The 16,056-nt window shown below is 61.5% G+C and carries 18 protein-coding genes; 11 read left to right on the top strand and 7 right to left on the bottom strand.

All coding sequences use genetic code 11. The annotated features are described in order from the left end of the window. Positions 1 to 160 precede the first annotated feature (160 nt). Positions 161 to 1,501 carry an NADP-specific glutamate dehydrogenase gene (gene gdhA, locus BJQ17_RS16035; RefSeq protein ID WP_003247498.1) on the top strand — a complete coding sequence of 447 codons (1,341 nt, stop codon included), beginning with the start codon at positions 161 to 163 and terminating at the stop codon, positions 1,499 to 1,501. 226 nt (positions 1,502 to 1,727) lie between these two features. Here gdhA and BJQ17_RS16030 read toward each other — a convergent pair whose 3' ends face one another. The 4 genes from BJQ17_RS16030 to BJQ17_RS16015 form a co-directional block, all read right to left on the bottom strand. Next, positions 1,728 to 2,225: a GreA/GreB family elongation factor gene (locus BJQ17_RS16030; protein WP_003247496.1), complete on the bottom strand. Its 498-nt coding sequence runs from the start codon at positions 2,223 to 2,225 to the stop codon at positions 1,728 to 1,730. Positions 2,226 to 2,292: 67 nt separating this feature from the next. Then, entirely contained in the window at positions 2,293 to 2,649 is a 357-nt protein-coding gene (locus BJQ17_RS16025; protein WP_003247495.1) for a lipoprotein, read from the bottom strand. Positions 2,650 to 2,802: 153 nt separating this feature from the next. Continuing rightward, positions 2,803 to 4,656, bottom strand: a complete 1,854-nt coding sequence (locus BJQ17_RS16020) for a DUF4105 domain-containing protein (RefSeq protein WP_070096314.1) — start codon at positions 4,654 to 4,656, stop codon at positions 2,803 to 2,805. 71 nt (positions 4,657 to 4,727) lie between these two features. Beyond that, positions 4,728 to 5,216: a DUF3015 domain-containing protein gene (locus BJQ17_RS16015; RefSeq protein WP_003247492.1), complete on the bottom strand. Its 489-nt coding sequence runs from the start codon at positions 5,214 to 5,216 to the stop codon at positions 4,728 to 4,730. 249 nt (positions 5,217 to 5,465) lie between these two features. Between BJQ17_RS16015 and BJQ17_RS16010 the strand changes: the two genes are divergently transcribed. The 5 genes from BJQ17_RS16010 (at position 5,466) to BJQ17_RS15990 (ending at position 10,222) form a co-directional block, all read left to right on the top strand. Next, positions 5,466 to 7,904, top strand: coding sequence for a Lon protease family protein (locus BJQ17_RS16010; RefSeq protein ID WP_004575710.1), 2,439 nt, complete (start codon positions 5,466 to 5,468; stop codon positions 7,902 to 7,904). A 162-nt stretch (positions 7,905 to 8,066) separates the two neighbouring features. Then, positions 8,067 to 8,405, top strand: coding sequence for a hypothetical protein (locus tag BJQ17_RS16005; RefSeq protein ID WP_003247487.1), 339 nt, complete (start codon positions 8,067 to 8,069; stop codon positions 8,403 to 8,405). A gap of 191 nt (positions 8,406 to 8,596) precedes the next feature. Beyond that, positions 8,597 to 9,085 carry a TIGR00645 family protein gene (locus BJQ17_RS16000; protein ID WP_003247486.1) on the top strand — a complete coding sequence of 163 codons (489 nt, stop codon included), beginning with the start codon at positions 8,597 to 8,599 and terminating at the stop codon, positions 9,083 to 9,085. A 128-nt stretch (positions 9,086 to 9,213) separates the two neighbouring features. Continuing rightward, positions 9,214 to 9,519: a DUF6482 family protein gene (locus tag BJQ17_RS15995; protein ID WP_003247483.1), complete on the top strand. Its 306-nt coding sequence runs from the start codon at positions 9,214 to 9,216 to the stop codon at positions 9,517 to 9,519. A gap of 85 nt (positions 9,520 to 9,604) precedes the next feature. Continuing rightward, entirely contained in the window at positions 9,605 to 10,222 is a 618-nt protein-coding gene (locus BJQ17_RS15990; RefSeq protein WP_003247482.1) for an FKBP-type peptidyl-prolyl cis-trans isomerase, read from the top strand. 26 nt (positions 10,223 to 10,248) lie between these two features. On the opposite strand, the gene BJQ17_RS15985 is transcribed toward BJQ17_RS15990, so the two are convergent. The 3 genes from BJQ17_RS15985 to BJQ17_RS15975 form a co-directional block, all read right to left on the bottom strand. After that, entirely contained in the window at positions 10,249 to 10,494 is a 246-nt protein-coding gene (locus BJQ17_RS15985) for a hypothetical protein (protein ID WP_003247479.1), read from the bottom strand. 84 nt (positions 10,495 to 10,578) lie between these two features. Continuing rightward, on the bottom strand, positions 10,579 to 10,920 hold the full coding sequence (locus BJQ17_RS15980; protein ID WP_003247477.1) for a zinc ribbon domain-containing protein YjdM: 342 nt from the start codon (positions 10,918 to 10,920) through the stop codon (positions 10,579 to 10,581). A gap of 159 nt (positions 10,921 to 11,079) precedes the next feature. After that, entirely contained in the window at positions 11,080 to 12,048 is a 969-nt protein-coding gene (locus tag BJQ17_RS15975) for a polyprenyl synthetase family protein (protein ID WP_003247469.1), read from the bottom strand. A 244-nt stretch (positions 12,049 to 12,292) separates the two neighbouring features. Between BJQ17_RS15975 and rplU the strand changes: the two genes are divergently transcribed. From rplU to BJQ17_RS15950, 5 genes are all read left to right on the top strand, one after another. Further along, on the top strand, positions 12,293 to 12,607 hold the full coding sequence (gene rplU, locus BJQ17_RS15970) for a 50S ribosomal protein L21 (protein WP_003247466.1): 315 nt from the start codon (positions 12,293 to 12,295) through the stop codon (positions 12,605 to 12,607). Positions 12,608 to 12,645: 38 nt separating this feature from the next. Beyond that, on the top strand, positions 12,646 to 12,903 hold the full coding sequence (gene rpmA / locus BJQ17_RS15965) for a 50S ribosomal protein L27 (RefSeq protein ID WP_003247464.1): 258 nt from the start codon (positions 12,646 to 12,648) through the stop codon (positions 12,901 to 12,903). A gap of 188 nt (positions 12,904 to 13,091) precedes the next feature. Then, positions 13,092 to 14,318 carry an Obg family GTPase CgtA gene (gene cgtA, locus BJQ17_RS15960; RefSeq protein ID WP_003247460.1) on the top strand — a complete coding sequence of 409 codons (1,227 nt, stop codon included), beginning with the start codon at positions 13,092 to 13,094 and terminating at the stop codon, positions 14,316 to 14,318. Positions 14,319 to 14,403: 85 nt separating this feature from the next. Next, positions 14,404 to 15,522 (top strand): glutamate 5-kinase, encoded by a 1,119-nt coding sequence (gene proB / locus BJQ17_RS15955; RefSeq protein WP_003247458.1) that lies wholly within the window; start codon positions 14,404 to 14,406, stop codon positions 15,520 to 15,522. Further along, positions 15,519 to 15,980, top strand: a complete 462-nt coding sequence (locus BJQ17_RS15950) for a CreA family protein (protein ID WP_003247456.1) — start codon at positions 15,519 to 15,521, stop codon at positions 15,978 to 15,980. Before proB ends, BJQ17_RS15950 begins: the two co-directional genes overlap by 4 nt. The last annotated feature ends 76 nt before the right edge of the window (positions 15,981 to 16,056 follow it).

Raw genomic sequence — 16,056 nt, 5'->3', positions numbered from 1 at the left:
GCTATAAAGGGCGAGGCGAAGGTGTATTTTGTATACACTTACATAAAACGCACCAAATAATTTCAAAAAAACGACATTTCGCCCTATTCCGGTGCGATTGCTTCTTGGTACATTTCTGAAAAAAACCAATAAGTCCAATCCTCTTGGTGAGATGTCTACCATGATCGAATCTGTCGACAATTTCCTTGCACGCCTAAAGCAGCGTGACCCAGGCCAGCCGGAATTCCACCAGGCGGTGGAAGAGGTGCTGCGCACCCTGTGGCCATTCCTTGAAGCCAACCCCCACTACCTGCAGTCCGGCATCCTCGAGCGCATGGTCGAGCCCGAGCGCGCCGTACTGTTCCGCGTCTCCTGGGTCGACGACCAGGGCAAGGTGCAGGTCAACCGCGGTTACCGCATTCAGATGAGCAGTGCCATTGGCCCGTACAAGGGCGGGCTGCGCTTCCACCCGTCGGTGAACCTCAGCGTGCTGAAGTTCCTGGCGTTCGAACAGGTGTTCAAGAACTCGCTGACCTCGCTGCCCATGGGTGGCGGCAAGGGCGGCTCGGACTTTGACCCGAAAGGCAAGAGCGACGCCGAAGTGATGCGCTTCTGCCAGGCGTTCATGAGCGAGCTGTATCGACACATTGGCGCTGACTGCGACGTACCGGCCGGTGACATCGGCGTGGGTGCCCGCGAAATCGGCTTCATGTTCGGCCAGTACAAGCGCCTGGCCAACCAGTTCACCTCGGTGTTGACCGGCAAGGGCATGACCTATGGCGGCAGCCTGATCCGCCCGGAAGCCACCGGCTATGGCTGCGTTTACTTCGCCGAAGAAATGCTCAAGCGTCAGGACAAGCGTATCGACGGCCGCCGCGTGGCGGTGTCTGGTTCGGGCAACGTCGCCCAGTATGCTGCGCGTAAGGTCATGGACCTGGGCGGCAAGGTGATCTCGCTGTCTGATTCTGAAGGTACCTTGTATGCAGAAGCCGGGCTGACCGACGCTCAGTGGGACGCCTTGATGGAGCTGAAAAACGTCAAGCGTGGACGTATCAGCGAGCTGGCCGGGCAATTCGGCCTGGAGTTCCGCAAGGGCCAGACCCCGTGGAGCCTGCCGTGCGACATCGCCCTGCCATGCGCCACGCAGAACGAGCTGGGCGCCGAAGATGCCCGCACCTTGCTGCGTAACGGCTGTATCTGTGTGGCCGAAGGCGCCAACATGCCGACTACCCTCGAGGCTGTGGATATCTTCCTGGACGCCGGCATTCTGTACGCCCCGGGCAAGGCCTCCAATGCGGGCGGCGTAGCCGTGTCGGGCCTGGAAATGTCGCAGAACGCCATGCGCCTGCTGTGGACGGCCGGTGAAGTGGACAGCAAGCTGCACAACATCATGCAGTCTATTCACCATGCATGCGTGCACTACGGTGAAGAGGCTGATGGCCGTATCAACTACGTCAAAGGGGCGAACATCGCGGGCTTCGTGAAAGTGGCCGATGCGATGCTGGCTCAGGGCGTGGTCTGATCTGAGACCGTAGGGGGCCGCTTTGCGGCCCATCGCGACGCAAGGCCGCTCCCACAGGCTCTCACGGGCTCCCACAGGCTCTCACAGGCTCTCACAGGCTCTCACAGGCTCTCACAGGCTCTCACAGGCTACCAAGGGTTGGATTGGTGTCCAATTTCTCGGTGGCAGTCCAGCTTGTGGGAGCGGCCTTGCGTCGCGATGGGCTGCAAAGCAGCCCCCAGGGCCCTCAACCCTCGCCCAGAATCTCAACCACCTCTATCACCTGTTCCCCCACCGGCCGCCGCCAGACCACCTCATCCCCCGGCCCAGCCCCGAGCAAAGCCCGCCCTAGTGGCGAACCCCAGTTGATCAACCCGTGCCCGGCATCCGCCTCATCCTCGCCTACCAGCTGCACCACCTGCTCCTGGTCCTGCGCGTCGACAAATCGCACCCGGCTACCAATCTGTACCTTGCTATGCGAAGTCGCCGCGGGTACCACCTGGGCGCTTTGCACCCGCGCGCTGAAGTAGCGCAGATCCCGCTCGGTATCGGCCAGCCGTTGTTTGTCACCCCGTTCGCCCTGCGCCTGCAGTTCGCTGCGCAAGGCATTCAGCTCGGCCACCCGCGTTTGCAGCTGGCGCAGGCCGCTGGCCGTCACATAGTTGGGCTGTTCGCTGATACGCCGCTCGACCGGCTGGTCGGCCTGGGCGGCGGCTTGGTCTTCGTTGACGAATGCTCGGCTCATGCAGGGCCTCCTTGTGCGTGAGACCATCATGGCAGGCCGCCGGTTTAAAGGAATGTCCGTTTGCGACTCAGTTGTGGCGATAGGCCTTGGCAGCGCCGCGGTCCTTTTCCTGTTCCCACTCGCGGTCGCGCTGGTCCCAGAAGCGCTCGTGGTATTGGCGCTGTTCTTCGCTGTTCTGCATGGCGTGACACTGGCGGAAGCCATCGTCCCAGCCGGTTTCGTACTGACGCTCGTGCAGGTAGCGCGGTACGTTTTTGCGAAAGTTGCCCACCATCAGCCCGGCCGCCTGGCGGCCACTGCTGCAGCCGTCCTGGAAGCCATCCGCATAGGCAGGAGGGTAACCGTGGTTGACCATCTGCTCGTGGGTGGTTTCGCAACCTGACAGCAACAACGCAATGCACACGCCAAACCAGTACCGCGACATAGCCACAAAGCCCTCCAGTTGATGATGGGAAGTCTAGGTGGCGGTTTGTCGGGTAGGTGTCAAAACAGTGTCAAAGAGTTGGTTCAGTCACACTGCTTTGCTGGCTTAACTGGCCAGTTCGCGGGCGTGCCCGCGAAAGGCCGCAAAACGGCCTCAGTAGTGATACCACTTCAGCTCCAGCATCACCTCGTTTTGCGCCGTAGCCAAGTGGCTGAATTCCCGCGAGGCACTCAGCCGCAACCCCAGGTTCTGGCTGATCTCCCACTGCTGGTTCAGGCTCACACTGCGTCGCACTTCGCCGTTGGTGAAGTAATCGCCCTTGGCCTCCAGCGTCATGTTGCCCAGTCCGTTGCGCCACAGCAGCCCGCCATTGAAGCCAGCCGCCGGGGCAATGAACTGAGCGAAGTCGTTGTGATGCTCGACCCGCACCGTGCCCAAGGCAAACCCCAGCAAACCGTCGGCCAGCTGCCAGGTGCCGCCAGCACCACCATTCACATGGCTCACCAGCACTTCGTCATCATGCTTGCCCGGCACCCGCTCCAGCCCCCCAGCCACTTGCCATGACCAAGGCTTGAGCAGCTCGTTACGGGGTGTCAGTGAACGGATGGTGGCCAGGTCCAGGCGCTGCACCTGCCAATCGTTGCCTTCGTACTGGCGCAGCTTCAATTGCAGGATTTCGATCTGTGCGCCCAGCGGGAAGCCATAGGCGTTGTCATTCAGGTCGTGGTAGGCCATGCGCAGGCCATATTCGGCGTAGGCGCGGTCTTCACGGGTGCCCACGCCCAGTTGCCAGGTGCGCGAGTCATGGCCATCCTCGGGCAGGCCGGGGCGCTTGATCTGCAGGGGCGGCGGCGGGTTGCTGTTGATCGCCCGCAGCAACTCGAAGCTGCGTTTGGCCTGCCCTGGGTCGCGTTCCTGGCCATTGGCCCGATACCGCTCAAGACGATACGCGGCATCTTGCACCAACGCTTGGCGTTCGCGAGGCAGGGCCTGGAATTCAGGGCTTTGCAATTGCGCAATGTCGGCGCTTACAGCCAGCACCTGGCGCTTTTCGTTGGGGTCGAGTGGCTCGGCCCTGGCCAGCAATTCACGTTCGCGAGAGGGGCGGTAGGTTTCGCTGGCGACCAGGCCGGACTGCTTCACGGCTTTTACCGTGTCGGTGGGAATGGCGGTCAGCGGGAACTGAGACGTCAGGTCCAGGCTTGGCCGGGCCACTTGCAGCAGCTCCAGCAGGCGATAGGAGCAGTTTTCGTCGAAGAAGAAGTAGTCGAACTGGATCTGCTTCAGCTCCCACACATGCTCGACCATACGTCCGGTTTCTTCGGGGGTCAGGTCCAGCTGGTATTCCCACAGGTCGCGGTTTTCCAAGCTGCGGTATTCGGACAGTTTTTCCTGGTAGGGCATCAGCGCGAACAGCCCCGGGTAGCCACCCATCAGGCCTTTCCAGGCGTACAGGATGCTGTTGTCGCTGCCTTCGATATAGGCACCGAAGTTGATGGCGTAGCTCAGCAGCGTGGTGTCGTCGCTGCGGGTGTTGGACTGGTCGATGCGCAGCAGGGTGTGCCCGAACATCGACGACGGGCTGTTCAGGTAGGCTGCCGGGAAGATCAACGCGGCGCTGTGCGGGTCGATCGACTGGTACCAGGTCTTGAATTCCTGGCAGTCCGGTTGTGGCAAGTCTTGCAGGTCGAGCTGTTCGCGCAGCCAGCGGGTGCGCGCGGGGAAAACGCACTGGGCGTGCTTGTCACCGAGACTGGCCGGGGCATACAGCGCATCGACCGTAGCCTTGAGTTCCTGGTCCGGATGGTGCGCGCCATCTTCGGCGAGGAAGAACGCATCATCATCCACATAGCTGCGCCAGCCGCCGAGCTTGGCGGTTTCGTAATGTCCAATGGCGAGCCAGTAAGGGGTATTGGCCAATTGCTGGAGACGGCCTGGATCCAGCAGGGGGGCGGCATGAACAGGGGCGCAGGCACACAGCGCCAGGGCAGCGAGGCGTTTGAGCATATCGGGCAACTACTTCTTGACGATGCCGAAAAAGGCGAAACCCGCCCCGGTTGGGGCGGGAGCAGCTGTGCTTAGGCCTCGGTAGCGTATTTGGCCAGACGGGGGTCGCTCTTCAGAACGGCCAGGGTGTTGCTGTGGACAGTTTCGGCAGTGACGTCGGCGCTGCTGAAGATCTGGTTGAAGTGCTGGTGGGTGACCGAGTTGAAGTAGCTGCGGTCCTCCGGTGCTACGCCGAGAACGACGGCATAGGTGGTCAGTGCTTCGCCCTGGCCCATGGCCATGTCTTCGGAAAGCTCGTTCATCATGCCGTTCATGGCGAACCAGGACTTGCCGCCGTAGGTCAGCGAAGCCTTGGTCGAGCAGCCGTTGGTGCCGGAGGTCATGCCGAAGGTGGCGTTACCGGAGGTGCCGTTGGTGGTAGAGGCCAGGAAGTGTGCCGGCGTGCCGCGCTGGCCTTCGAACAGCATGTTGCCCCAGCCGCAGTTCGGGCCGCCAGGCGCTTCGGCCATGGCGTTCAGCGAGACCACGGTGAACAGAGTACCCAGAAGAATCCGTTTCATAGCATTTGTTCTCTTTGTCTTAACCAAGGGTCAGGGTTTCTGGCAACTCGGTTGCCAGGTCGGGAAAGCTTTTCACCCACCCGCGCAGCTTGGAGTTTAGGCACGATCTAAAGGTTGCGTTGTTGATTGCGAAAAATTTGCTGTCACAGGACTGCACCGGCTGCGACATAAAGTCCCGTGGAGCCTTGCAAGGCGCGCGCGGGCAGCGCCAGAATGCTGCGTATCTGCCCGCCGAAGTAAGGAAACCCAATGCCCGATCCTGTCGCTGCGCGCCTGCGTCTTGCGCCTGAAGCCCTGACCCGGCGTTTCTCCCCCGAGCAGTTTGCTTTCACCCATACCGACGATCTGGAGCCGTTTCGCGGAGTTCTGGGCCAGGAACGTGCTGTCGAGGCCCTGCAGTTTGGCGTGGCCATGCCGCGTCCTGGTTACAATGTGTATGTGATGGGCGAGCCCGGCACCGGGCGCTTCTCGTTCGTCAAGCGCTACCTCAAGGCCGAGGGCAAGCGCCAGCAGACCCCGGCCGACTGGGTCTACGTCAACCACTTCGACGACACCCGTGAACCACGTGCACTGGAGCTACCGTCCGGAAGCGCCGCCGAGTTCATCAGCGACATGGGCGGATTGATCGACAACCTGCTGTCGACGTTCCCGGCGGTGTTCGAACACCCGTCCTACCAGCAGAAGAAGGGCGCCATCGACCGCGCTTTCAACCAGCGTTATGACCGTGCTCTGGATGTGATCGAGCGCGCGTCGCTGGAAAAGGACGTGGCCTTGTACCGCGATGCCAGCAACGTCGCCTTCACGCCGATGGCGGATGGCAAGGCGCTGGATGAAGCTGAATTTGCCCAATTGCCGGAGGAGGTGCGCGAGCAGTTCCACGAGGACATTGCCCTGCTTGAGGAGCGCCTCAACGAAGAGCTGGCCAGCCTGCCGCAATGGAAGCGCGAATCGAACAACCAGCTGCGCCAGCTCAACGAAGAAACCATCACCCTGGCGCTGCAGCCGTTGCTGGCGCCGCTGTCGGAAAAGTACGCCGAAAACGCGGCGGTGTGCGCCTACCTGCAATCGGTGCAGTTGAACCTGTTGCGTACGCTGGTCGAGCAACTGGTCGATGACAGCAAGTCCGACGCCGTGGCCCGCAAGCTGCTCGAAGAGCAGTACGCGCCCAGCCTGGTGGTGGGCCATCACGCTGACGGTGGTGCGCCGGTGGTGTTCGAGCCGCACCCGACCTACGACAATTTGTTTGGCCGTATCGAATACAGCACCGACCAAGGTGCGCTGTATACCTCCTATCGCCAACTGCGCCCAGGCGCGCTGCACCGGGCCAACGGCGGCTTCCTGATTCTGGAAGCCGAGAAAATGCTGGGCGAGCCGTTCGTATGGGACGCGCTCAAGCGTGCGCTGCAGTCGCGCAAGCTGAAGATGGAGTCGCCGATCGGTGAGCTGGGCCGTGTTGCCACTGTCAGCCTGCAGCCGCAGGTGATTCCGCTGAACGTCAAGCTGGTGATCATCGGCTCGCGCCAGCTGTACTACGCACTGCAGGACCACGACCCGGACTTCCAGGAGATGTTCCGCGTGCTGGTGGACTTCGATGAAGACATGCCGATGGTCGACGAGAACCTGGAGCAGTTCGCCCAGCTGTTGCGCACCCGCACCAACGAAGAGGGCATGGCGCCGCTGACCAGTGACGCGGTGGCGCGTCTGGCCACCTACAGTGCGCGTCTGGCTGAAAACCAGTCACGCCTGTCGGCGCGTATCGGCGACCTGTTCCAGCTGGTCAGCGAGGCTGATTTCATTCGCCAGCTGGCCAGTGACGAAATGACCGACGCAGGCCACATCGAGCGTGCGCTCAAGGCCAAGGCCACCCGTACCGGCCGTGTGTCGCAACGGGTGCTGGACGACATGCTCGCCGGCATCATCCTGATCGACACAGAAGGCGCGGCCATCGGCAAGTGCAACGGCCTGACCGTGCTGGAAGTGGGTGACTCGGCGTTCGGCATGCCCGCGCGTATTTCGGCCACCGTCTACCCCGGCGGCAGCGGTATTGTCGATATCGAGCGTGAGGTCAACCTTGGCCAGCCGATCCACTCCAAAGGGGTGATGATCCTCACCGGTTACCTGGGCAGCCGCTATGCCCAGGAGTTCCCGCTGGCGATCTCCGCGAGCATCGCCCTGGAGCAGTCCTACGGCTACGTGGACGGCGACAGCGCCTCGCTGGGCGAAGCCTGCACGCTGATCTCGGCCTTGTCGCGCACGCCGCTCAAGCAGTGCTTCGCCATCACAGGTTCCATCAACCAGTTCGGTGAAGTGCAGGCGGTGGGTGGGGTGAACGAGAAGATCGAGGGCTTCTTCCGCCTCTGCGAGGCGCGTGGCCTGACCGGCGAGCAGGGGGTGATCATTCCGCGTGCCAACGTCGCCACCCTGATGCTTGATGAGCGCGTGTTGCAGGCGGTGGAGAACGGCATGTTCCACGTCTACGCGGTCAGCCAGGCTGATGAGGCGCTGAGCCTGCTGGTGGGCGAGGAGGCCGGGGTACTCGACGACAAGGGGCTGTTCACCGAGGGCAGCGTCAACGCTCGGGTGGTGGAGCGCCTGCGTGAAATTGCCGAGATGATCAGCGAGGAAGACATCGAGAAGGCAGAAAAGGAACGCCTGGAAGAGGTAATTGCCCAGGCCAAACCGGCCTGAGTCAATAAACTGGCGCTGGCGGCGATGTGCTACCGTTCAGCGCCAGTTTTCCATCTTTCTGAACGGTTCCTCTATGCTGGAACTTAAGGACGGTACAGCGTTCAGGATGGAAACAGCCTGAGGGTTTCGGGCTGAACAAGGCTCATTGGAGGGGACGCGGCCATGCGCAACCTCAGCCTCACACGCCAGTGCCTGGGCCTGGTGACCCGTATCGAATGCAGCATCCGCCCGCTGGCCGGTGACAACGGCATGTGGACGTTGCTGTTCGCCGCCGGCATGGCCGGTGAACAACCCTCCGCGATCAAGGCGCAGGGCCCGTTTCATGGGCCACTGGTGGCCGAGTCGGTGCTCAATGCCATTGTCGACAGCCTGACCCTGCATGGGTACCAGGTGGCCGAGGACCCGCAGATCTGGTGTTTGCATTTGCAGGCGCAGTTGCGACGGATCAATGGTGAGCGGTGTCGCAACCTGGGGGATTACCAGTTTCATCCTGAGACCTGAAAAATGCCGGGGCCGCTTTGCGGCCCATCGCGACACAAGGCCGCTCCCACAGGTACAGCATCGCCTTGCTGTGGGAGTGTGGCCTTGTGTCGCGATCAGGCTGCGGAGCAGTCCCCGGGCTTTTGCTGTAACAGGTGGCTGGCTATACTCGCCGTCGTTTTTCAGTCACCTGACGAGTCTCAAAACCCTCCATGGAACGTATCCTCGAAAATGCGATGTACGCCTCGCGCTGGCTGCTCGCCCCGATCTACTTCGGCCTGTCCCTCGGCCTGCTGGCCCTGGCGCTGAAATTCTTCCAGGAAGTGGTCCACGTCCTGCCCAACGTCTTTGCCCTCAGCGAAGCCGACCTGATCCTGGTGATCCTGTCGCTGATCGACATGTCGCTGGTCGGTGGCCTGCTGGTGATGGTGATGATTTCCGGTTACGAAAACTTCGTCTCGCAGCTGGACATCGATGAAAGCAAGGAAAAGCTCAACTGGCTGGGCAAGATGGACTCCTCGTCGCTGAAGATGAAGGTTGCCGCGTCGATCGTGGCGATTTCGTCCATTCACCTGCTGCGGGTGTTCATGGATGCGCAGAACATCTCCACCGATTACCTGATGTGGTACGTGATCATCCACATGACCTTCGTGGTCTCGGCGTTCTGCATGGGCTACCTGGACAAGCTGACCAAGCACTGAGTCCGCTTGCTGCTTACACCGCTCGGCCGTTGCCAAACGGACGGGCGGTGTCGTTTCTGGCTTGTGCTTTTAGCCGGTCTGTACAAAAAATGAGCTCTCATGCGTGGTTCCTATCGCGAGGTGCTCTCATGAACCTGCATCAGCTCAATACCGAGGCCAGGGCTGGCCATGTCGACGAACTGAACCTGATCGCCATCGAAGGCGGTGACTACCTGCTCGAGGCTCGGGTCAAAGGCCATCCTCACCCCCTGTCCGATACCCGCGGTGAACGCTTGCGCGTGCACTCGGTGGAAGATGCGCGCAAGTTGCTGCAAACCATTCCCTTGCTCTCGATGAACCTGGTGCACTGGTCGGTGCAGGACGAAATGTGCGGCATGGGTACGCACCCGGAAGAAGACCTGAAGGTGCCGATTTCCCAGCGTTCGGCCTGGTAGCTGCTCGCAGCGCCCCAGTGTGCTAGGCTGCTCGCCCTTTTTATCAAGGGCGCGGCTGCATTGCGCCCTGCAGTGGAGCACGACAATGTCCGAACTCAACCTGTCTACCGACGAAACGCGCGTCAGCTACGGTATCGGCCGTCAGCTGGGCGGCCAGCTGCGCGACAACCCGCCACCAGGCGTTAGCCTGGAAGCCATCCTGGCCGGCCTGACCGACGCCTTCAACGGTGCCGACAGCCGCGTCAGCGAAGCCGACCTGTCGGCCAGCTTCAAGGTCATCCGTGAGGTGATGCAAGCCGAAGCTGCAGCCAAGGCCGAAGCCGCCGCTGCTGCTGGCAAGGAGTTCCTGGTCGAGAACGCCAAGCGTGAAGGCATCACCACGCTGGCTTCGGGCCTGCAGTTCGAAGTGCTGACCGCTGGCGAAGGCGCCAAGCCGACCCGCGAAGACAACGTGCGTACGCACTACCACGGCACCCTGATCGACGGCACCGTGTTCGACAGCTCCTACGAGCGTGGCCAGCCGGCTGAATTCCCGGTCGGCGGCGTGATCGCTGGCTGGACCGAAGCCCTGCAGCTGATGAACGCTGGCAGCAAATGGCGCCTGTACGTGCCAAGCGAGCTGGCTTACGGCGCCCAAGGCGTTGGCAGCATCCCGCCGCACAGCGTACTGGTGTTCGACGTCGAGCTGCTCGACGTTCTGTAATGCCCTAGAGGCCGGCCCTGCCGGCCTCAATTCCAGTCTGTCCCCTCAGGGCGCAATGCCCGCGCATAGCAGAACAGAAACAGATTCCGTACCAGTTCCTTGAGCACCCCCGGCTCACTCGAATTCAGCCCGCTCATGTCCAGGTCACCCTGGTCACGCAGTTCGTCGAGGGCTTCTTCTTCAAGCACCGCGCACACTTCGCCGGTTTCCCGATGAAGAATGCGCAGGTAGGGGTGAGGGCGTTCCAGCCAGGCGTCGATCAGATAAGTCATGGCTATTCTCCTTGGACAGCAGTTCCAATGAGAATAATTCTTATTACGTAAATGGCAAGCGCCAATTGCCGGATTTTTGTGTAATCAGACTTTGCGGACGAACTCGGACTTCAGTTTCATGGCACCGATGCCGTCGATTTTGCAGTCGATGTCGTGGTCGCCGTCGCACAGGCGGATGTTCTTGACCTTGGTGCCAACCTTGACCACCAGGGACGAACCCTTGACCTTGAGGTCCTTGATCACGGTGACGGTGTCACCGTCTTGCAGGATGTTGCCGACCGAATCCTTTTTCACCACCTCGTCACTGGCCGCCTCGGCATCGCCGCCGGCCGACCACTCGTGGGCGCATTCAGGGCAGATCAGCTGAGTGCCATCCTCATAGGTGTATTCGGAGTTGCATTTTGGGCAGGGTGGCAGAGTGCTCACTTCGGTTCCTCAAACAAACAGACGGGCGGTTAAAAGCCTACATTGTAAAAGGTAATTTCCCGGAAGTGATTATGTCCGGACAAAAAGCATCGCGGGCAAGCCGGCTCCCACAAATGGTGTAGGAGCGGGCTTGCCCGCGAATGAAGGCGACTCGGTCTGTCAGTGCGTTCGCGCGACCGCAAACTCGCTCAGTTCAACCAGCGCATCCCGGTATTCACTGGCAGGCAGCACTTCGAGGCAGGCGATGGCACGCTTCACGTAATCGCGCGCCAGCTCGGCGGTGTACTGCAGCGCGCCCGACTCTTCGACCGCGACGCGAATCTGTTCCAGATCTTCCAGGCCACCCTTCTGGATCGCCTGGCGTACCAGCGCCGCCTGCTCGGCAGTGCCTTCGCGCATGGTGTAGATCAGTGGCAGGGTAGGTTTGCCCTCGGCCAGGTCGTCACCGACGTTCTTGCCCAGGGTCTGCGAGTCACCCTTGTAGTCCAGCAGGTCGTCGACCAGTTGGAAGGCCACGCCCAGATGGTCACCAAAGGTACGCAGGGCTTCGCGCTGCTCGTCGGTGGCCTGGGCCAGTGCCGCAGCACTGTGGGTAGACGCTTCGAACAGCATCGCCGTCTTGCCGCGAATGACCTCCATGTAGACTTCCTCGGTGGTGCTGGCGTCGCGTACGCGCGACAGTTGCAGCACTTCACCTTCGGCAATCACCCGGGTGGCCTTGGACAGAATCTGCATGACCGGCATCGAGCCCAGTTCGACCATCATTTCGAATGAGCGCGAATAAAGGAAGTCGCCCACCAGCACGCTCGGCGCGTTGCCCCACAGGGCATTGGCAGTAGAGCGGCCACGGCGCATGCCGGACATGTCGACCACGTCGTCGTGCAGCAGGGTGGCGGTGTGCAGGAACTCGATGGTGGCGGCCAGCAGGCGCAGGTCGTCGCCTTCGCGGCCCAGGGCCTTGCCACACAGCAGTACCAGCAGGGGACGCAGGCGCTTGCCACCGGCTGACGTGATATAGTCGCCGATCTTCGATACCAGCGGCACGCGCGAGGTCAGCTGCTTCTTGATGATCTCGTCGACGGCGCTGAAATCATCAGCCACCGCGCGGTAGAAGGTTTGGGGTTGCATCGGCTGCTCCAGTGAGGTTGCGCGGCATGCTAGGTCGCAGGTCCCGGTGTGTCAAGGCGCGGTGCCCGCAGGCCGGGGGCGGCACTTGCAAGCAAAACCGCGGTTGCGTACAATCGCGCACCCTAACTTCCTGGGCAGCACCTGCCTTACGCAATTGCGCCGGGCCGTTCCAGCCCTGTGCAGCCATGCCAGCCAATACTCATCATATAAAGCGCTGGGTGAGCAGGATTATCGGAGAAATACCATGTCTTACGCAGTAATCGTTACCGGCGGCAAGCAGTACAAAGTCGCTGAAGGTGAATTCCTCAAGATCGAAAAACTGGAAGTCGCCACTGGCGAATCCGTGACCTTCGATCGCGTTCTGCTGGTCGCCAACGGTGAAGAAGTCACCATCGGTGCTCCAGTTGTTGCTGGCGCTAAAGTAGTGGCCGAAGTCGTTTCGCAAGGCCGCCACGACAAGGTTCGCATCATCAAGTTCCGTCGTCGTAAGCACCACATGAAGCGTATGGGCCACCGCCAGTGGTTCACCGAGATCAAAATCACCGGCATCCAGGCTTAATCCCCTAGATCCCCTGAATTTATTTGGAGAATTGAACCATGGCTCACAAGAAGGCTGGTGGTAGTACTCGTAACGGTCGCGACTCAGAATCTAAACGCCTTGGCGTGAAGATGTATGGCGGCCAGGTTATCAAGCCAGGCAACATCATCGTCCGTCAGCGCGGTACCGAATTCCACGCTGGCTACGGCGTTGGCATGGGCAAGGACCACACCTTGTTCGCCAAGATCGAAGGCGTGATCAAGTTCGAGAAGAAAGGCGAGTTCATGCGCCGTTACGTGAGCATCGTCGCCGCTTAATCGCGACGTCGCTCCAGAAGCCCCGTCATGCGACGGGGCTTTTTCGTTTGTGGTGAGCCTCTTGCAAAGCTGTTTGTCTGGGTTGCCGGCGTTGGTTTCTACGGTCGTACGGGGCCGCCGCGCTCATTTTTGCAAGAGCCTCATGTTTTTGAGTCATTCAGCTCGTCTACCGACGAGAGGCGGTTTTAATGAAGTTTGTTGACGAAGTATCCATTCGGGTCAAGGCCGGTGACGGTGGCAACGGTTGCATGAGCTTCCGTCGCGAGAAGTTCATCGAGAACGGCGGCCCTAACGGCGGTGACGGCGGTGACGGTGGCTCGGTGTACATGATTGCCGACGAAAACCTGAACACCCTGGTCGACTACCGCTACACCCGTCACCATGAAGCCCAGCGTGGCTCCAACGGCGGTAGCACCGACTGCACCGGCAAGAAGGGTGAAGACCTGTTCCTGCGCGTGCCGGTCGGCACCACCGTGATCGATGCTTCCACACAGGAAGTGATCGGTGACCTGGTTACCCCCGGCCAGAAGCTGATGGTCGCGCAAGGTGGCTGGCACGGGCTGGGCAACACCCGTTTCAAGTCGAGCACCAACCGTGCACCGCGCCAGACCACCCCAGGCAAACCGGGTGAGCAGCGTGACCTGAAGATGGAAATGAAGGTGTTGGCCGACGTCGGCCTGCTGGGCTTGCCGAACGCTGGCAAGAGTACCTTCATCCGTTCGGTCTCGGCCGCCAAGCCGAAAGTCGCCGACTACCCGTTCACTACCCTGGTGCCAAACCTGGGCGTGGTCAGCGTCGACCGCTGGAAGAGCTTCGTCATCGCTGACATCCCCGGCCTGATCGAAGGCGCCTCTGAAGGTGCCGGTCTGGGTATCCGCTTCCTCAAGCACCTGGCGCGTACGCGCGTGCTGCTGCACCTGGTGGACATCGCGCCACTGGACGAAAGCAGCCCGGCCGATGCCGCCGAAGTCATCGTCAACGAGCTGACCCGCTTCAGCCCGTCGCTGGCCGAGCGTGAGCGCTGGCTGGTGCTGAACAAGGCCGATATGGTCATGGACGACGAGCGCGACGAGCGTGTGCAGGAAGTGATCGATCGTCTGGAGTGGGAAGGCCCGGTCTACGTGATCTCGGCTATTTCCAAGCAGGGCACCGACAAGCTCAGCCACGACCTGATGCGCTACCTTGAAGACCGCGCCGACCGCCTGGCCAACGACCCGGCCTACGCCGAAGAGCTGGCCGACCTCGATCAGCGTATCGAAGACGAAGCCCGTGCCCAGTTGCAGGCCCTGGACGACGCCCGTACCTTGCGCCGTACCGGCGTCAAGAGCGTGCACGACATTGGCGACGATGACGGTTGGGACGATGATTTCGAGGACGACGAAGACGGTCCGGAAATCATTTACGTGCGCGACTGATCGGTTGCAGTACACTAAACGCCGCTCTCTGGAGCGGCGTTTTTGTATCCACGGTATCTACAGATTCGACATAGGTTGGAAGAAGATGCGAAGCAAGGTGACGGGCGCCAAGCGCTGGGTCGTTAAGATTGGCAGTGCTCTGCTGACCGCCGATGGCAAGGGCCTCGACCGCGGTGCAATGGCCGTTTGGGTCGAGCAGATGGTCGCGCTGCGTGAGGCAGGCGTGGAGTTGGTACTGGTCTCCTCCGGGGCCGTGGCTGCCGGCATGAGCCAGCTGGGCTGGACCAAGCGACCGAGTGCGATGAACGAGCTGCAGGCGGCTGCCTCGCTCGGCCAGATGCGCCTGGTGCAGGCCTGGGAGTCGAGCTTCGGGGAGCACGGGAAGCACACCGCGCAGATCCTGCTGACCCATGACGACCTGTCCGACCGCAAGCGTTACCTGAATGCCCGCAGCACCCTGCGCACCTTGGTCGATCTGGGTGTGGTGCCGGTGATCAACGAAAACGACACCGTGGTCACCGACGAGATCCGCTTTGGCGACAACGACACCCTGGCGGCGCTGGTGGCCAACCTGGTCGAGGCCGACCTGCTGGTGATCCTCACCGACCGCGATGGTATGTTCGATGCCGACCCGCGCAACAACCCCGAGGCGCAGTTGATCTACGAAGCCCGTGCCGACGACCCCTCGCTGGATGCCGTGGCCGGTGGTACCGGTGGTGCCCTGGGCCGTGGCGGCATGCAGACCAAGCTGCGTGCGGCGCGCCTGGCTGCCCGTTCCGGTGCCCACACCATCATTATCGGTGGCCGCATCGAGCGCGTGCTGGACCGTCTGAAGGCGGGCGAGCGCCTGGGCACCTTGCTGTCCCCTGAGCGCGGCATGCTCGCTGCGCGCAAGCAGTGGTTGGCCGGTCACCTGCAAACCCGTGGCACCCTGGTGCTGGATGCCGGTGCCGTGCAAGCGCTGCGTCAGGCCAACAAGAGCTTGCTGCCGGTTGGCGTGAAGACAGTGCAGGGCAGCTTCCGTCGTGGCGAGATGGTGGTGTGCGTCGGCCCGGACGGTGTTGAAGTGGCTCGCGGCCTGGCCAACTACAGCGCCCTGGAGGCGCAGAAGATCATTGGTCAGTCGTCCGAAGCCATCGAGTCGATCCTTGGCTATAGCGCCGAGCCGGAACTTGTACACCGCGACAACCTGGTGCTGGTATGAGCCTGCTGAAGAGCGTAATCGCGGTGGCAGCGTGCGTGCTGCCGATGTTGGCTGGCGCCGAAGAGATCGGCCAGGTGTCCACCGTGTTCAAGTTCCTCGGGCCGAACGATCGCATTGTGGTCGAGGCGTTCGATGACCCTAAGGTTGAGGGCGTGACGTGCTACCTGTCACGTGCCAAGACGGGCGGAGTGAAGGGGGGCTTGGGGCTGGCCGAGGACCGGGCGGAGGCATCGATTGCCTGTCGTCAGGTCGGGCCGATCAACTTCAAGGGTGAACTCAAAGATGGCGAGGAAGTGTTCAAGGAGCGCACCTCGCTGGTGTTCAAGACCATGCAGGTGGTGCGTTTTCTCGACAAGAAGCGCAACACGCTGGTGTACCTGGTGTACAGCGACCGCATGATCGAAGGCAGCCCGCAGAATGCGGTGACTGCCATTCCGATCCTGCCTTGGGCTCATTGATAGCCCGCGCCTACATACGCTCGGTGGTTGGACACAGGCCGTCGTAGGAGCGGGTTCACCCGCGAATGGGCCGCAA

Origin of the sequence: Pseudomonas sp. NBRC 111139 (assembly GCF_001753955.1) — a bacterium.
Lineage (GTDB): Bacteria > Pseudomonadota > Gammaproteobacteria > Pseudomonadales > Pseudomonadaceae > Aquipseudomonas > Aquipseudomonas alloputida.
Note: the sequence above shows the minus strand (reverse complement) of the source record. Positions and strands in the feature narration are given on the sequence as shown.

What these genes read in the sequence shown, in the direction of transcription:
- gdhA (WP_003247498.1), top strand. Translation starts at nt 161, where the DNA reads ATGATCGAATCTGTCGACAATTTCCTTGCACGCCTAAAGCAGCGTGAC.
- BJQ17_RS16030 (WP_003247496.1), bottom strand. Translation starts at nt 2,225, where the DNA reads ATGAGCCGAGCATTCGTCAACGAAGACCAAGCCGCCGCCCAGGCCGAC.
- BJQ17_RS16025 (WP_003247495.1), bottom strand. Translation starts at nt 2,649, where the DNA reads ATGTCGCGGTACTGGTTTGGCGTGTGCATTGCGTTGTTGCTGTCAGGT.
- BJQ17_RS16020 (WP_070096314.1), bottom strand. Translation starts at nt 4,656, where the DNA reads ATGCTCAAACGCCTCGCTGCCCTGGCGCTGTGTGCCTGCGCCCCTGTT.
- BJQ17_RS16015 (WP_003247492.1), bottom strand. Translation starts at nt 5,216, where the DNA reads ATGAAACGGATTCTTCTGGGTACTCTGTTCACCGTGGTCTCGCTGAAC.
- BJQ17_RS16010 (WP_004575710.1), top strand. Translation starts at nt 5,466, where the DNA reads ATGCCCGATCCTGTCGCTGCGCGCCTGCGTCTTGCGCCTGAAGCCCTG.
- BJQ17_RS16005 (WP_003247487.1), top strand. Translation starts at nt 8,067, where the DNA reads ATGCGCAACCTCAGCCTCACACGCCAGTGCCTGGGCCTGGTGACCCGT.
- BJQ17_RS16000 (WP_003247486.1), top strand. Translation starts at nt 8,597, where the DNA reads ATGGAACGTATCCTCGAAAATGCGATGTACGCCTCGCGCTGGCTGCTC.
- BJQ17_RS15995 (WP_003247483.1), top strand. Translation starts at nt 9,214, where the DNA reads ATGAACCTGCATCAGCTCAATACCGAGGCCAGGGCTGGCCATGTCGAC.
- BJQ17_RS15990 (WP_003247482.1), top strand. Translation starts at nt 9,605, where the DNA reads ATGTCCGAACTCAACCTGTCTACCGACGAAACGCGCGTCAGCTACGGT.
- BJQ17_RS15985 (WP_003247479.1), bottom strand. Translation starts at nt 10,494, where the DNA reads ATGACTTATCTGATCGACGCCTGGCTGGAACGCCCTCACCCCTACCTG.
- BJQ17_RS15975 (WP_003247469.1), bottom strand. Translation starts at nt 12,048, where the DNA reads ATGCAACCCCAAACCTTCTACCGCGCGGTGGCTGATGATTTCAGCGCC.
- rplU (WP_003247466.1), top strand. Translation starts at nt 12,293, where the DNA reads ATGTCTTACGCAGTAATCGTTACCGGCGGCAAGCAGTACAAAGTCGCT.
- rpmA (WP_003247464.1), top strand. Translation starts at nt 12,646, where the DNA reads ATGGCTCACAAGAAGGCTGGTGGTAGTACTCGTAACGGTCGCGACTCA.
- cgtA (WP_003247460.1), top strand. Translation starts at nt 13,092, where the DNA reads ATGAAGTTTGTTGACGAAGTATCCATTCGGGTCAAGGCCGGTGACGGT.
- proB (WP_003247458.1), top strand. Translation starts at nt 14,404, where the DNA reads ATGCGAAGCAAGGTGACGGGCGCCAAGCGCTGGGTCGTTAAGATTGGC.
- BJQ17_RS15950 (WP_003247456.1), top strand. Translation starts at nt 15,519, where the DNA reads ATGAGCCTGCTGAAGAGCGTAATCGCGGTGGCAGCGTGCGTGCTGCCG.